Below are 14101 nucleotides of genomic sequence, written 5' to 3'. Positions count from 1 at the left end.
CGTGACGAACATCGGACGCCTCATGCTCGCGCAGGTCAAGTCGATCGGCTCGCGCAACGCCTGCCTGGCCGCGGGCGACGTGCCCGGCGGCCCGTGGGTCGCGCGCGGCGGGCGGACCTACCGCACCGGGGCGAGCGGCAGCACGAGCGAGGCCATCACCCGGGCGCGGGCGATCCGGTCGGTCACGAGCGTGCGCGGCTACCAGGAGGTCGGTCGGGCCGACCTCTTCATCCAGGTCATCCCCTTCGCGTCACCGGAGGACGCCCGCGCGGCCCTCACCGAGCTGCGCTCGCTGCCGCGGACGATGCCGCAGAGCAAGGGCCTCTCCGACGTCGGCGAGCTGCGGGCGGTGGAGGCACCGGAGGTGGCCGGCACGACGCACGTCGAGGCGGCCGAGCAGCCGTTCGTCCTCGACGGCGAGCACTCGCGCACGCTCACGGTGTGGTGCGTCGCCGGCAGCACGGTCGTCGTCGCGGCGCTCGGCGGACGGGCCGAGGCGGTCCGGTGGCCGCAGCTCGCCGCGATCGTCGAGGCCCAGGCGGCCGCGCTCGGCTGAGCGGGACCGGTGGCGCGACGGCGTCAGCCGCGACCGAGGATGCGGCTGAGGAAGCCGGAACCGGATGCCTTCTCCGACTCCGCGTGGCCGGGGCAGCGCTGGCCCGTCGGCACGTTGCGCATGACCTGGTCGACGTGCTGGCCGCAGCCGGCCCACGTCGTCTTGCCGCAGGTCTTGCAGGTGGCCGCTCGGCACATGGTCGCTCTCCTTGGTCGTTAGATACCCACGGGGGTATGCGTTCGCGACCACGATAGCCGAGAGGGGGCGCGCGTCCAAGCCTGCTCAGCCTGCGGCACACGGCTGAGCGGGCGGCATACGGCTCAGTGGCGCCTAAGCACTGCGGGGCCGGTGAGCGGGACCGGCGCTACTGGGACGGGTCAGCGCTGCTGCCAGTCGGGGCCGAGGCGCACGACGTCGCCCACGACGACGACCGCGGGAGCCCGCACGCCCCGCTCGCGCGCGAGCTCGGCGATGGTGCCGACCGTGCCGACGGTCGTGCGCTGGTCGGGGGCGAAGCCGCGCTCGACGACCGCGACCGGACAGTCGGCCGACCGGCCGTGCAGGGCGAGCAGCTCGGTCGTGCGGGCGAGCTGGGTCACACCCATGAGCAGGACGAGCGTGTGGTCACCGCCGGTCGGCAGGACCGGGATGTCGTCGTGGCCCGTGACGACCGTGAAGCCGCGCGCGACCCCGCGGTGGGTCACGGGTATGCCGGCCGCCGCGGGCACGCTCACCGCGCTCGTCACGCCGGGCACGACCTCGACCCGTATGCCGTGGGCCTGGCACGCGTCGCGCTCCTCGCCCCCGCGCCCGAGGACGTAGGGGTCACCGCCCTTGAGGCGGACGACCCCGAGGCCCCGCTGGGCCTCCTCGACGAGGATGTCGTTGATCCGGGACTGCGGCACCGGGTGGTGGCCGGGCGTCTTGCCGACGTCGATGACGCGCACCGACGCGGGCAGCCGGTCGACGACGGCGCGGGGCGCGAGCCGGTCGACGACGACGACGTCGGCCGAGGCGAGCAGCTCGTGGCCACGGGTCGTCAGCAGGCCGTCGGCTCCCGGCCCGCCACCGACGAGCGCCACCCAGCCGCGTCGGCCGTGCGTCCGCGTGCGGCGCAGGTCGAGGGTGCCCGAGGCGAGCGCCCGCTCGACCCCGTCGCGGACCGTCACGGCCAGACCGGGGTCGCCGGCGGCATACGCAGCCACGGTGACGCGGCCGTCGGGGGTGGTCACGTCGGCGCGGGCGGCCACGCTCGCGGTCGTGCCGGCGGCGTCGGTCGCGTCGACGCACCAGACGCGCAGGGCCTCGGCGTCGGCGGCGACCTCGCGGTCGACGGACGGCTCGCCCGTCGCGGTGTGGGCGAACCACGCGCCGTCGAGGTCGACGGGCCCGGCGTAGTCGCGCTCGAGCCAGTCGACCCGACCGGCGACGGCCAGGTCGCGCAGGTCCTCGCAGAGCCAGGGGGCGACGACCCGCACGACCGCGCCCTCGTCGAGGAAGGCCCGGACCCGGCGCGCGGACACGGGCCCACCGCCGACCGCGACGACGAGCCTGCCGGTCAGGTCGAGGACGACCGGCAGGGCCGGCTTCAGATCTCCCATTCCTCGTCACCCTCGGGCTGCGTCGGGGCGTCGGCCGCCGTCGGGAGCGTCGCGCCCACCATGCCCGCGGCAACCGTGCGTCCGTCGTGCGCGTCGATGAGCAGGAACGACCCACCGCGGCGCGAGGTCGAGTAGTTCTCGACCGGGACCGGAGCCGCCAGTCGGAGCGTCACGAGGCCGATGTCGTTGAGGGACAAGGCCTCCGAGGGGACCGCGTGCAGGTCGTCGAGGTCGAGGGCGCCGTCGAGCGAGCGCACCGCGGTCTGCACCGTGCGCGAGCCGTGCTTGAGCAGGAGGCGCTGGGCGGGCCGCAGCGGCGCGTCACCGAGCCAGCAGACGACGGCCTTGATGTCCTGCGTCGGCTCCGGGGCGCCGGCGGCCGCGGCGATGACGTCGCCCCGCGAGATGTCGATCTCGCCGGCGAGGCGGAGCGTCACCGACTGCGGCGCGAAGGCCTCCTGGAGCTCACGGTCACCGAGGTCGATGCCGGCGACGGTCGTGCGGCGGCCGGACGGGAGGGCCACCACCTCGTCACCGACGCGCACGACGCCCGACGCCACCTGGCCGGCATACCCCCGGTAGTCGCGGTGCGCCTCGTCGCGGGCCGCACCCTGGGGGCGGATGACGAGCTGCACCGGCAGGCGGAAGGACTCGTTCGCCGGGTCGTCCGACGGCGGGAGCGCCTCGAGCAGCTCGAGCAGGCTCGGACCGTCGTACCAGGGAGTGCGCGGCGAGCGCTCGGCCACGTTGTCGCCGTCGAGGGCGCTGACCGGGATGGCGATGGCGTCGACGACACCGAGCTCGCGGGCCACCGCCTGCACCTCTGCCTCGACCCGGTCGTAGACCTCCTGCGAGAAGTCGACGAGGTCGATCTTGTTGACGGCGACGACGACGTGCGGCACGCGGAGCAGCGCGGTCACGGCGAGGTGTCGGCGGGTCTGCTCGAGCACCCCCTTGCGCGCGTCGACGAGGAGGACGACGACGTCGGCGGTGGAGCTGCCGGTGACCGTGTTGCGGGTGTACTGCACGTGACCGGGGCAGTCGGCGAGGACGAACGAACGGCTCGCCGTCGCGAAGTAGCGGTAGGCCACGTCGATGGTGATGCCCTGCTCGCGCTCGGCTCGCAGCCCGTCGGTGAGCAGGGCGAGGTCGGCGGCGGTCAGGCCGCGGTCCCGGCTGACCCGCTCGACGGCGGCGAGCTGGTCGGAGAGCACCGACTTCGTGTCGTGCAGGAGCCGGCCCACGAGGGTCGACTTGCCGTCGTCGACGGAGCCGGCCGTGGCGAGGCGGAGCAGCGTGCCGCGGGCGGCCCCGGCGACGGCGGCCGGGTCGAGGACGGGCGTGGTGGTGGCGCTCATCTCAGGATGTCCTTGTCGTGGGGCCCCCGCGACGTATCGGAGCGAGGGACGAGCGGAGAACGTCGTGGGGAGTTCAGAAGTACCCCTCCTTCTTGCGGTCCTCCATGGCGGCCTCGGAGATCCGGTCGTCGGCGCGCGTCGCGCCGCGCTCGGTCAGGGTCGAGGCGGCCACCTCGACGACGATCTCGGCATTCGTGCGGGCCGGGGACTCCACGGCGCCCGTGCACGACATGTCACCGACGGTGCGGTAGCGCACGAGACGCGTCTCGACGGCCTCGTCGTCACGCGGCCGGCTCACCGGCCCGACGGCGAGCCACATGCCGTCGCGCTGGAAGACCTCGCGCTCGTGGGCGTAGTAGAGCGGCGCGAGCGGGATGTCCTCGCGGTCGATGTAGCGCCAGATGTCGACCTCGGTCCAGTTGCTGATCGGGAAGACGCGCACGTGCTCGCCCGGTCGGTGCCTGGGGTTGAAGAGGTTCCACAGCTCGGGGCGCTGGTTCTTGGGGTCCCACTGGCCGAACTCGTCGCGGAGGCTGACGATGCGCTCCTTGGCGCGCGCCTTCTCCTCGTCGCGCCGGCCGCCACCGAAGACGCCGTCGAAGCGGTGCTCGTTGATGGCGTCGAGCAGGGGCATGGTCTGGAGCGGGTTGCGGGTGCCGTCGGCGCGCTCGCGGAGCCGGCCGTCGTCGATGTAGTCCTGCACGCTCGCGACGACGAGCCGCAGACCGAGCCGCTCGACCGTCTCGTCACGGTAGGCGAGGACCTCGGGGAAGTTGTGGCCCGTGTCGACGTGGAGCACCGGGAAGGGGATCGGCGCCGGCCAGAAGGCCTTCGTCGCGAGGTGGAGCATGACGACGGAGTCCTTGCCGCCGCTGAAGAGCAGGGCGGGACGCTCGAGCTCGCCGGCCATCTCGCGGATGACGAGGATCGCCTCGGCCTCGAGGGCGTCGAGGTGCGTGAGGCGCCGCTCGTCTCCGTCGCTGGCTGGAGCCGGGGAAGGGTCGCTCGCGAGCTTGTGAGCGTCCGACCCTTCATTCCGGAATGCGGTGTCGTCGGCGACGCTGTCGTCGGTGACGCTGTCGTCGGCGATGACGCGGGTGGTCGGGGTGCTGGTCGTCGTCATGTGTGGAGTCCGCACTCGGTCTTGGAGAAGCCGGCCCAGCGGCCGGCGCGGGGGTCCTCGCCGGGCTCGACCCGGCGGGTGCACGGCTCGCAGCCGATCGACGGGTAGCCGTCGGAGAGGAGGGAGTTGACCTCGACCTGGTGCTCACCGGCATACGCGAGGAGCTCGTCGAAGGTCCACGCGGCGAGCGGGTTGATCTTGACGAGGCCGTTCTTGGCGTCCCACGTCACGAGGGGGGTGTCGGCCCGGGTCGGGCCCTCCTCGCGACGGACGCCGGTCACCCACGCCTCGTAGAGCGGGAGCGTGCGAGCGAGCGGCTCGACCTTGCGCATCTGGCAGCAGAGCGCGGGGTCGCGCTCGTAGAGGCGCGGGCCGTACTTCTCGTCCTGCTCGGCCACGGTCAGCTCGGGCATCACGTCGACGAGGGTGATCGGCAGGTCCTCGGCGACGATGTCGCGGGTGACGATCGTGTCGGAGAAGTGGTAGCCGGTCTCGAGGAAGAGCACGTCGACGCCGGGCGCGAAGCGCGAGACGACGTGCGGCAGGACGGCATCGGCCATCGAGCAGGCCACCGCGAGGGTGCCGTCGAAGTGGAAGGCGGCCCAGGCGGCGACCTCGTCGGCCGTCGGCTCGTGCTCCGGGTCGGCGCCGAGCGTGGCGTTGAAGTCGTCGACGATGGCCTTGAGCTCGGCCTCGCTGCGCCGCTTGCGCGGGACCTTCGGGGTCGCGAGGGGGACTGCGGTCACAGGAGTGCTCCTTCGTCTGCTCGGCGGGTCCACGACGAGAAGGTCTCGCCGGGCTCGCGCTGGTCGAGGAAGGTCCGCACGACGCGCTCGACGTAGTCGGGCAGGTCGTCGGCCGTCACCTTGAGGCCGCGGACGGTGCGTCCGAGGCCCGCCTCGTCGCGGTCGACGGAGGCGAGGCCGCCGCCGAGGTGCACCTGGAAGCCCGGCACCTGCTCGCCCTCGATCGTCACGAGCTGGCCCTTGAGGCCGATGTCGGCGACCTGGATGCGGGCGCAGGAGTTGGGGCAGCCGTTGACGTTGAGGCTGATCGGGGTGTCGAGCTGCTCGGTCACGTCGGCGAGCCGCTGCTCGAGCGCGGCGATCGTCGTCGCGGCCGTCGCCTTGGTCTCGACGATGGCGAGCTTGCAGAACTCGATGCCGGTGCAGGCCATCGTGTGCCGACGGAAGGGGCTCGGCGCGGTGCTGAGGCCGAGCTTCTCGAGACGGCTGACGGCGCCACGGACCCGGCGGCCCGGGACGTCGAGGACGACGAGCTTCTGGTGCGGGGTGAGGCGCAGGCGGTCGGAGCCGACCGACTCCATGAGGTCGGCGAGACCGGTGAGGACGTCGCCGCTGATGCGTCCGACGGTCGGGGCCGCGCCGATGTAGCGCTTGCCGTCCTTCTGCAGGTGCACGCCGACGTGGTCGCCGGGGCCGCTGGCGGGTGCCGGCGGCGGGCCGTCGGGGAGCTCGCGCTCGAGGTACTCGTCCTGGAGCACCTGGCGGAACTTCTCGGGACCCCACTCGGCGAGGAGGAACTTGAGGCGGGCCTTGTTGCGCAGGCGGCGGTAGCCGTAGTCGCGGAAGATCCGGATGACCCCGTGCCAGACCTCGGCCGCCTCCTCGGGCCGCACGAAGACACCGACGCGCTCGGCGAGGCGGGGGCTCGTCGAGAGGCCGCCGCCGACCCAGAGGTCGTAGCCGGCGCCGAGGTCGGGGTGGACGACGCCGACGAGGGAGATGTCGTTGATCTCGTGCACGACGTCGAGGCTCGGGTGGCCGGTGATTGCGGACTTGAACTTGCGCGGCAGGTTGGCGAGCTCGGGGTCGCCGACGTAGCGGTCGAGGATCTCGTCGATGACCGGCGTCGGGTCGATGATCTCGTCCTGCGCTACCCCCGCGAGGGGGCTGCCGAGGATGACGCGCGGGGTGTCGCCGCACGCCTCGGTCGTCTGGAGCCCGACGGCCTCGAGCCGCCGCCAGATCTCCGGGACGTCCTCGACGCGGATCCAGTGGTACTGGATGTTCTGGCGGTCGCTGATGTCGGCCGTGCCGCGGGCGAACTCGTGGCTGATCTCGGCGAGGACCTTGAGCTGGGCGAGGCTGATCGCACCGCCGTCGAGGCGGACGCGGAGCATGAAGTACTCGTCGGAGAGCTCGGTGTCGTCGAGGTGGGCTGTGCGGCCGCCGTCGATGCCGGGGCGGCGCTGCGTGTAGAGCCCCCACCAGCGGAAGCGCCCGGAGAGGTCCTGGGGCGGGATCGACGCAAAGCCCTCGCGCGAGTAGATCTGCTCGATCCGCTCGCGGACGTTGAGGCCGCCGTCCTCCTGCTTCCACGCCTCGTTGGCGTTGAGGGGCTCGGCGCCGTCGACCTTCCACTGGCCGTTGGAGCGGCCGGTGCGGGGCGGGCGGGTGCCGGGGCGCACCGGGGCCGTGCCGGTCGCGGTGTCGGTGACGGTCATGTAATCGAATGTATAACCACTGCTTATCCCCGCCCAAGCGGGTCCAGAGTGCGGCCCTTTCCCACCGAACCGGTGGGAATGCCGCGCAGCCACGCCCCCCAACCGTCGAAAGGCCACGAACTGCGTCCAGGTTCGTGGCCTTTCGACGGTTGGGGCTCGGGGTCAGGGGCCGGCGAGCTGGCCGGAGTCGACCGCCTGGACGATGCCGAGCACGGTCGAGAGGTAGCGCTGCGAGTGGTTGTAAGACAGCACCGCCGCGGAGAGGTCAGCCGGTCGCGACAGGTCCCGGCCGCCCGCGCAGAGGTAGTTCGCCGCGGCGAGCGCCGCGTCCTCGATGTTCTGCGGGTCCTTGACGCCGTCGCCGTTGCCGTCGGCGCCCCAGAGGCGCCACGTGCCGGGGATGAACTGCATCGGACCGACGGCGCGGTCCCACACCGGGTCGCCGTCGTAGCGACCGCCGTCGGAGTCGCGGATCGCGGCGAACGAGCCGCCCGAGAGCGCCGGACCCCGGACCGGGGGGACGACGTCGTGCGACGCGTCGAGCCTCCGGCCGCGGAGCGAGGACGACTCCACCTCGCCGATCGCGGCGAGGAGCATGACGGGGATGCGGCAGGAGCGCTGCCGCTCCGCGGCGGAGGCGTATGCCGCCCAGACGATCTCGTCCTTGGTGCGCGCGGTCGGCTTCGTGGTGCCCTTCGGGGGCACGCTGGTGACCACCGGGATCTTGATGACCGCCTTCGGCCGCCACGGCGTGGGGTTGCTGCTCGACCCACCGCCGGGCTCGAGCGCCTCTACCGGGACGGGAGCCGCGGCCTCGGCGAAGAGCGCGGCCGCGACGCGGATCTCGTCGAAGACCGGGAGCACGAGGTCGCCCGCCACGGAGCCGAACCCGGCATCGAACGGCGGCTGTGTCGCGGGCTGGGTCGGGCCTGCGGGGCTCGTCGAGGGCGTGGCCCCACCGACCAGGGGTGACAGCAGCGGTGCGGGTGTCGGTGTCGGCACGGCCGGCGCGCTGTCGGCCGCTGCCCATGACGCCGACCCGAGCAGCACCGTCGCCACGGCGACGGAGGCCGCCGCGGCTCGTGCCGCGGTCAGTCGTCGCCCGGTGCGGCGTGTCATGTCCTCTTCTCCTCGACGACGGCGTGGTCCTTGACCAAGTACAACCCCACCACGGCGCTCACGTTGGCGAATCCACGGGATGGACGGCTGCCCCGCTACACCACGCGCGGGACGTCGTCCTGCCGACTCACCGGGCCGTCATGAATTCCGGATGGCCGCATCATCAACCTCTCAGACAACCGTGAGGCAGCCGTCATTCTTTCGTCATCTTCGCATCCGTTATGTGGCAGTACGTCACCTTGTCGTCCCGAGATTTCGCGCGAGAGTGCGACTTCTCACAGCGCGAAATGGCGCTCCGATCCATGCTTGGCGCAGATCGGGGAGGGGGGCTTCTCATGGCAACAGTCATGGTGGTCGACGACGAGGAACGCGTCCGGGCCTTGCTGGCCAAGTCGCTGTCGTCACAGGGCCACTCGGTAGTGACGGCTGCATCGGCGAACGCCGCGATAGACCGGCTCGAGTCGAGGGACGTCGATCTCGTCGTGCTCGACCTCGTGATGCCGGGAGGTAGCGGCCTCGCCGTGCTCACCGCCCTCAACCAGCGCAATCGGACGACACCGGTGATCGTCCTGTCCGGCGTCACCGACGTGGGCGCCCGGGTGGAGGCGCTCGACCGCGGCGCCGTCGACGTCGTGTCCAAGCCGTTCAGCCTCACGGAGCTGCTGGCCCGGGTCCGGCGCAACGTCGGGGTGACCCGCGCGCCCGTGGACGACGGCTTCCTCGAGGTGGCCGGCATACGCCTCGACGTCGGGCGACGTCGGGCGACGTTCGGCTCGCTCAGCGCCTCGCTCACCGAGCGCGAGTTCAGCCTGCTCGCGCACCTCATGCGACGCGCTGGCCAGGTGTGCCACAAGGAGGAGCTGCTCCACGACGTCTGGCACCTCGACTTCGACCCGGGCAGCAACGTCGTCGAGGTGTGCGTCGGCAGGCTCCGCGCCAAGCTCGGCCAGGACATCCCGATCGAGACGCTGCGCGGCGTCGGGTACGGGCTCTACGAGGACGCCTGATGGTGCGGCACCGGATGGTCCTCGTGTGGAGCCTGATCGCAGCGGTCTGCTCGGTCGCGATGATCGCGCTGCCCGGCAGCGAGACGGTGCCGTACCACATCGCCTGGGCGGCCTTCGCGCTCTGCTTCGGCATCGAGCAGTGGAGCCCACGCTCCACGTGGGTCAGTCTCGGCGTCTTCACCTTCGTGACCGGGGCGATCCTCGTCTACCGCGTCTCGATCGACGTCCTCGACTGGCAGGAGACCAGCGAGATCCCGCTCATGCTGCTGCTCATGGCGCTCATGATCTGGCACGTGCGCCGACGCCAGCAGGCCCTCTCGGAGCTCACGGTCAACGCCGCCCGGGAACGGGCCGACTCGACGATGCGTGAGCTGCTCACGCTGCGCACCTCCCACGAGATGCGGTCGCCGCTCATGATCTCGCGCGGCTACCTCGAGATGCTCATGGACCGGACGCCACCCGGCGAGGACCTCGCCGACCTCCAGGTCGTCGACGAGGAGCTGGCGCGGCTCACCCGCGTGTGCGAGCGGCTCGTGCGCAGCATGCGGGTCGGGTCGGACCTCGAGGTCACGGAGGTCGAGCTCGACGCGGTGCTGCACCAGACGGCCGAGAGGTGGTCGGCCGTCGCCCAGCGCCGCTGGAAGGTCGAGTCGTCGGCGCTCACGCTCGAGTGCTCGGGCGAGCGCCTGCGAGCGTGTCTCGACACCCTCATCGAGAACGCGTTGCGCTACACGACGCACGACGACGACACCGTGCTGCTCTATGCCCGTCCCATGCGCGACGCCGTCGCCATCGGGGTCGCCGACTCGGGGCGCGGCTTCACCACGGACATGCTGCGGTCGGCCGCCACCCGGGATCTGCGGGAGTCCGACGAGCGCGGACCCGGGCAGGAGGGCCTCGTGCTCGACGGGACCCGCGACGACCTCTCACAGACGGGTCTCGGTCTCTCCCTCGTGCGCGACGTCGCGACGCGGCTCGGCGGTTGGGTCCAGCTCGGGGTCTCACCCTGGGGCGGCGCAGACGTCGCCATGATCCTCCCCGTCCGTCACGAGCCGGCGGTCCTTCCCGTCGTCCGCCCGACGCCGGTCAGCGCGCCCGCTGCCCCCGAGCGGGTGTCGTTGTGGCGCTCCGGGGTGCGGCACGAGCCGGACGCCGGGACCGGGGCCCGCAGCGCCTGAGGGTCACTCCCCGCGTGACCACCGCAGCCGCACGCGCTGGCGGGGCGCAGCTGGGCAGCGAGCGCCACGGCTCGTGGGGTGAGCACGGCGACGACGGGGTAGCCGCCGGTGACCGGTCCGTCAGCCGGCCTTGACGGCGAGGACGGGGCAGGACGCGTCGAGGAGCACCTGCTGCGAGGTGCTTCCCGTGACGAGCTTTCCCACGGGCGAGCGGCGTCGGACGCCGATGACCACGAGGTCGGCATCGACCTCGCTCGCGGCCGCGAGGATCTCCTCGGCCGCCGACCGTCCCGTGGTGGGCTGGCGCACCGCGTGGGCGATGTCGGCGTCGGCGAGCTGGAGGTCGATGGTGTCGATGTCCTCGGCCGTGGCGAAGGACGGGTCGGCGTAGTTGCCGTCCCGACCCGTGTTGACGACGGTCAGGTGCGCGGCGTCCTGCCGGGCGAGCCCGATGGCGGCCTCGAGAGCCGCCACCCCCTCGGGCGTGGGGATGTAGCCGACGACGATCCTGGCGAACATGGGGTCTCCTACGAGAGGGCTGGCCGAGAGCCTGTTCGGTGACGTGGTGGTTGCGTGCGGGTCGGCAAGCGGGGCCGCCGCCTCGGTCGGCGACCCCGCTTGGTCGGGTGGGCTCAGTCCTCGAGCCTCATGGCGCCGGTCATGATGCCGACGCCGTCGGTCATCGAGTGCGACTGCGGGGTGATGACGCCGGCGCACCCACCGAGCCGCTGGATGTGGATGCGGTCGGCGACGTCCCAGACCTGGGGCATGTTGTGGGAGATGAGGATGACCCCGAGTCCCTTGTCCCGGAGCGACTTCACCATCTCGAGCACCTGGTTGCTCTCCTTGACGCCGAGCGCGGCCGTCGGCTCGTCGAGGACGACCACCTTGCCGCCGAAGGCCGCTGCGCGGCTCACGGCGACCGCCTGACGCTGACCGCCCGAGAGCGTCTCGACGGCCTGACCCATGTTCTGGATCGTCTGGATGCCCAGGTCCTGGACGGCTTTTCCGGCCCGCTCACGCATGCCCTTCTTGTCGAGCATCCGCAGCACCGAGCCCAGCGGGCCCGGACGCCGCTCCTCGCGGGCGAGGTAGAGGTTGCTCGCGATGTCGAGCGCCGGGATGACCGCAAGCTGCTGGTAGACGGTCTCGATGCCGGCGTCGCGGGCGTCCTGCGGGCGCTGGAAGTGCACCCGCTTGCCGTCGAGCTCGATGGTGCCGGCATCCGGCACGAGGGCACCGGTGAGGCACTTGATGAGCGTCGACTTGCCGGCGCCGTTGTCTCCGATGACCGCCAGCACCTCGCCGGCGTGTAGGTCAAGGTCCACCCCGTCGAGCCCTACGACGCGGCCGAAGGTCTTGATGAGCCCCCGCGCGGACAGGATCGGCCGGCCCGGCCCCCCGGCGGCGCCCGTCGTGTCGCGTGCCACTGCGGTCATGACTTCACCTTCCTGATCCACTGGTCGATGGCGACGGCGACGATGACGAGGACACCGACCGCGAGCAGGCGGTACTGCTGGTCGACTCGCGCCAGGCTGAGGCCGACGTAGAAGGCCTGGACGATGAGCGCGCCGATGAGCGTGCCGACAAGTCGGCCACGACCACCGAACAGGCTCGTGCCACCGATGACGACCGCCGTGATGCTCTGCAGGTTCGCGTCGGTGATCGCGTTGGGGCTCGCGGCGCCGGCCCTGCCGATGAGCACCCAGGCGCCGATGCCGTACACGAGGCCCGCCACGACGTAGACGCTGAGCAGCACCCGCTTGCTGGCGATGCCCGACAGGCGCGCCGCCTCCGGGTCGTCACCGACGGCATACACGTGCTGTCCCCACGCCGTCTGGCTCAGGGCGAAGCCGACGACGGCATACAGCACGAGCACGATGACGACGCCGACGGTGAGGCGGAACGGCCCCACCGGGAAGCTCGTCCCCGTCCAGTTGAGCAGGTCGGGCAGCTCGTTGTTCTGGAAGCTCTTGCTGCCGGAGTACAGCAGCGCGATGGCCGTGAAGATGCTCAGCGTGCCGAGGGTCACGATGAAAGGAGGCAGGTTGACCCTCGTGACGAGCAGGCCGTTGAGGGCCCCGGCGGCGACCCCGAGGGCGATGCCGATGAGCAGCGCCAACGGGGCCGGGACGCCGTTCTCGGCCGCCAGCTTGGCCATCACCATCATCGAGAGGATGACGATGGCGCCGACCGACAGGTCGATGCCCGCCGTGAGGATGATGAGTGTCTGGCCGATGGCCAGGCAGGCGACGACCGCGGTCTGCTGGATCAGCAGGGAGAGCGCCGCCGGGTTGGCGAATCTCGGGTTGACGAACGTGAAGACCACCATCGTCAGTACGAGGATCACGAGCGGGCTGATCCACGGGTAGCCGTGGAGCAGGTGCTGCACGCGCTGCAGGGGGCTGTGTCGACGACGAGCCAGCTCCGCCGCAGCGGCCGAGGTGCCAGCAGTCATCTCATCAGCCCCAGCAGATCTTCGAGCCCTCGTCGGAGCTGATGCTCTCGACGCCGTCGGCCTTCTTGTCGGTCACGAGGGCGACGCCGGTGTTGAAGAAGTCGAGCCCGTCGCTCGTCTTGGGCTTCTCGCCGCCACGTGCGATCTTCGCGATGGCCTCCATGCCGAGGGTCGCCATCTTGAGGGGGTACTGCTGCGACGTCGCGCCGATGATGCCGTCCTTGACGGACTTGACGCCGGCACAGCCACCGTCGACGGAGACGATGATGACGTCCTTCTCCTTGCCGGCGGCCTTGAGGGCGTTGTACGCGCCGACGGCGGCGGGCTCGTTGATGGTGTAGACGACATTGATGTCGGGGGTGTTGGTGAGGCAGTTCTCCATCGCGGTGCGGCCGCCGTCCTCGCTGCCCTGCGTGGGCTCGTTGCAGGCGATGGCGTAGTCGCCGCCGGCGTACGTGCCGGTCTTGTCCTCGTCGGCGTTCTTCTGCTTGTCCTTGGTGTCGATGCCCATCCCGGTGAGGAAGCCCTGGTCGCGGTTGTAGTCGACGGAGACGACCTTGTCGTTGAAGAGGTCGAGCAGGGCGATCGTCGCCTTCTTGCCGGCCAGCTGCTTGTTGGCCCACTGGCCGATGAGCTCGCCGGCCTTGAAGTTGTCCGTGGCGAAGGTGATGTCGACGGTGTCGGCCGGGTCGGGCGGGGTGTCGAGCGCGATGACGAAGAGGCCGGCGTCGCGGGCCTTCTTGATCGAGGCGTTGACGCCTGGGCCGTTGGGGGTGATGAGGATGCCCTTGTCACCGGCCGCGATGGCGTTCTCGATGGCCTGCACCTGCCCCTGCTCGTCGCCGTCCTTGGCGCCGGAGGCGATGGTGAGGTCGACGTTGTTCTTGGCGGCGTCTGCCTGGGCGCCCTTCTGCATGGCGACGAAGAAGGGGTTGGTCGAGTCCTTGGTGATGAGCGCGACGCCCACCTTCTCGCCGCTGTCGCCGCCCGTGCCTGCGGCGGACGACGTGTTGTCGCTGCTGCTGCCACAGGCGGACGCGCCGAGCACGAGCGTGCCGGCCGCGATGGCGACGACCGCGCGACGAACCGTGATGCGGGAGGTGGAGCTGAGCTGCATGACGGAGACCTCTCTGTCCGACGTCGCCACGGTGACAACGTTGTCAAAGGTGTTTATAGGTGGCCTGTTGCGCTGGCGTCAAGTGATCCGCTAAAACTCGCATCGTGAATGAGACAA

The 14101-nt window shown here is 71.4% G+C and carries 14 protein-coding genes; 3 read left to right on the top strand and 11 right to left on the bottom strand.

Annotation, left to right across the window (positions count from 1 at the left end; all coding sequences use genetic code 11):
* The first annotated feature begins 1 nt into the window (after window position 1).
* Window positions 2-556 (top strand): hypothetical protein, encoded by a 555-nt coding sequence (locus ACSQ2D_RS21195; RefSeq protein WP_435987979.1) that lies wholly within the window; start codon window positions 2-4, stop codon window positions 554-556.
* A 23-nt stretch (window positions 557-579) separates the two neighbouring features.
* On the opposite strand, the gene ACSQ2D_RS21190 is transcribed toward ACSQ2D_RS21195, so the two are convergent.
* The 7 genes from ACSQ2D_RS21190 to ACSQ2D_RS21160 all read right to left on the bottom strand — a co-directional run bounded on the left by ACSQ2D_RS21190 (window position 580) and on the right by ACSQ2D_RS21160 (window position 8224).
* Window positions 580-753 (bottom strand): hypothetical protein, encoded by a 174-nt coding sequence (locus ACSQ2D_RS21190; RefSeq protein WP_435987978.1) that lies wholly within the window; start codon window positions 751-753, stop codon window positions 580-582.
* 180 nt (window positions 754-933) lie between these two features.
* Window positions 934-2157: a uroporphyrinogen-III C-methyltransferase gene (gene cobA, locus ACSQ2D_RS21185; RefSeq protein ID WP_435987977.1), complete on the bottom strand. Its 1224-nt coding sequence runs from the start codon at window positions 2155-2157 to the stop codon at window positions 934-936.
* The gene (locus tag ACSQ2D_RS21180) at window positions 2145-3515 is read right to left on the bottom strand and encodes a sulfate adenylyltransferase subunit 1 (protein WP_435987976.1); all 1371 of its coding nucleotides are present in this window, start codon (window positions 3513-3515) and stop codon (window positions 2145-2147) included. Before ACSQ2D_RS21180 ends, cobA begins: the two co-directional genes overlap by 13 nt.
* Window positions 3516-3588: 73 nt before the next feature.
* Window positions 3589-4638, bottom strand: a complete 1050-nt coding sequence (gene cysD / locus ACSQ2D_RS21175) for a sulfate adenylyltransferase subunit CysD (protein ID WP_435987975.1) — start codon at window positions 4636-4638, stop codon at window positions 3589-3591.
* Window positions 4635-5384: a phosphoadenylyl-sulfate reductase gene (locus tag ACSQ2D_RS21170; RefSeq protein WP_435987974.1), complete on the bottom strand. Its 750-nt coding sequence runs from the start codon at window positions 5382-5384 to the stop codon at window positions 4635-4637. The genes cysD and ACSQ2D_RS21170 overlap by 4 nt, the downstream gene beginning before the upstream one ends.
* Window positions 5381-7105, bottom strand: a complete 1725-nt coding sequence (locus ACSQ2D_RS21165; protein ID WP_435987973.1) for a nitrite/sulfite reductase — start codon at window positions 7103-7105, stop codon at window positions 5381-5383. Before ACSQ2D_RS21165 ends, ACSQ2D_RS21170 begins: the two co-directional genes overlap by 4 nt.
* Window positions 7106-7267: 162 nt before the next feature.
* Window positions 7268-8224 carry a lytic murein transglycosylase gene (locus ACSQ2D_RS21160; protein ID WP_435987972.1) on the bottom strand — a complete coding sequence of 319 codons (957 nt, stop codon included), beginning with the start codon at window positions 8222-8224 and terminating at the stop codon, window positions 7268-7270.
* A gap of 335 nt (window positions 8225-8559) precedes the next feature.
* Here ACSQ2D_RS21160 and ACSQ2D_RS21155 point away from each other — a divergent pair, with 335 nt between their 5' ends.
* Together ACSQ2D_RS21155 and ACSQ2D_RS21150 are read left to right on the top strand one after the other, a co-directional pair.
* The gene (locus ACSQ2D_RS21155; protein ID WP_435987971.1) at window positions 8560-9231 is read left to right on the top strand and encodes a response regulator transcription factor; all 672 of its coding nucleotides are present in this window, start codon (window positions 8560-8562) and stop codon (window positions 9229-9231) included.
* On the top strand, window positions 9231-10409 hold the full coding sequence (locus tag ACSQ2D_RS21150; protein WP_435987970.1) for a sensor histidine kinase: 1179 nt from the start codon (window positions 9231-9233) through the stop codon (window positions 10407-10409). Before ACSQ2D_RS21155 ends, ACSQ2D_RS21150 begins: the two co-directional genes overlap by 1 nt.
* Window positions 10410-10529: 120 nt before the next feature.
* Here the strand turns inward: ACSQ2D_RS21150 and ACSQ2D_RS21145 are convergent, their stop codons facing one another.
* From ACSQ2D_RS21145 to ACSQ2D_RS21130, 4 genes are all read right to left on the bottom strand, one after another.
* Entirely contained in the window at window positions 10530-10928 is a 399-nt protein-coding gene (locus tag ACSQ2D_RS21145) for a universal stress protein (RefSeq protein WP_435987969.1), read from the bottom strand.
* A 113-nt stretch (window positions 10929-11041) separates the two neighbouring features.
* A complete protein-coding gene (locus tag ACSQ2D_RS21140; protein WP_435987968.1) occupies window positions 11042-11848 on the bottom strand; it encodes an ATP-binding cassette domain-containing protein in 807 nt (268 codons plus the stop codon).
* Window positions 11845-12867: an ABC transporter permease gene (locus ACSQ2D_RS21135; protein ID WP_435987967.1), complete on the bottom strand. Its 1023-nt coding sequence runs from the start codon at window positions 12865-12867 to the stop codon at window positions 11845-11847. Before ACSQ2D_RS21135 ends, ACSQ2D_RS21140 begins: the two co-directional genes overlap by 4 nt.
* A gap of 4 nt (window positions 12868-12871) precedes the next feature.
* The gene (locus ACSQ2D_RS21130) at window positions 12872-13984 is read right to left on the bottom strand and encodes a substrate-binding domain-containing protein (protein ID WP_435987966.1); all 1113 of its coding nucleotides are present in this window, start codon (window positions 13982-13984) and stop codon (window positions 12872-12874) included.
* Between the last annotated feature and the right edge of the window lie 117 nt (window positions 13985-14101).

Origin of the sequence: Terrabacter sp. LjRoot27 (genome assembly GCF_964254175.1) — a bacterium.
Classification (GTDB): domain Bacteria; phylum Actinomycetota; class Actinomycetes; order Actinomycetales; family Dermatophilaceae; genus Terrabacter.
This window is presented reverse-complemented; position numbering and strand designations above follow the sequence as displayed.

Coding starts and splice junctions, on each gene's coding strand:
- ACSQ2D_RS21135 (WP_435987967.1), bottom strand. CDS start 12,867: ATGACTGCTGGCACCTCGGCCGCTGCGGCGGAGCTGGCTCGTCGTCGA.
- ACSQ2D_RS21190 (WP_435987978.1), bottom strand. CDS start 753: ATGTGCCGAGCGGCCACCTGCAAGACCTGCGGCAAGACGACGTGGGCC.
- ACSQ2D_RS21130 (WP_435987966.1), bottom strand. CDS start 13,984: ATGCAGCTCAGCTCCACCTCCCGCATCACGGTTCGTCGCGCGGTCGTC.
- ACSQ2D_RS21180 (WP_435987976.1), bottom strand. CDS start 3,515: ATGAGCGCCACCACCACGCCCGTCCTCGACCCGGCCGCCGTCGCCGGG.
- ACSQ2D_RS21160 (WP_435987972.1), bottom strand. CDS start 8,224: ATGACACGCCGCACCGGGCGACGACTGACCGCGGCACGAGCCGCGGCG.
- ACSQ2D_RS21165 (WP_435987973.1), bottom strand. CDS start 7,105: ATGACCGTCACCGACACCGCGACCGGCACGGCCCCGGTGCGCCCCGGC.
- ACSQ2D_RS21140 (WP_435987968.1), bottom strand. CDS start 11,848: ATGACCGCAGTGGCACGCGACACGACGGGCGCCGCCGGGGGGCCGGGC.
- cobA (WP_435987977.1), bottom strand. CDS start 2,157: ATGGGAGATCTGAAGCCGGCCCTGCCGGTCGTCCTCGACCTGACCGGC.
- ACSQ2D_RS21145 (WP_435987969.1), bottom strand. CDS start 10,928: ATGTTCGCCAGGATCGTCGTCGGCTACATCCCCACGCCCGAGGGGGTG.
- ACSQ2D_RS21150 (WP_435987970.1), top strand. CDS start 9,231: ATGGTGCGGCACCGGATGGTCCTCGTGTGGAGCCTGATCGCAGCGGTC.
- cysD (WP_435987975.1), bottom strand. CDS start 4,638: ATGACGACGACCAGCACCCCGACCACCCGCGTCATCGCCGACGACAGC.
- ACSQ2D_RS21155 (WP_435987971.1), top strand. CDS start 8,560: ATGGCAACAGTCATGGTGGTCGACGACGAGGAACGCGTCCGGGCCTTG.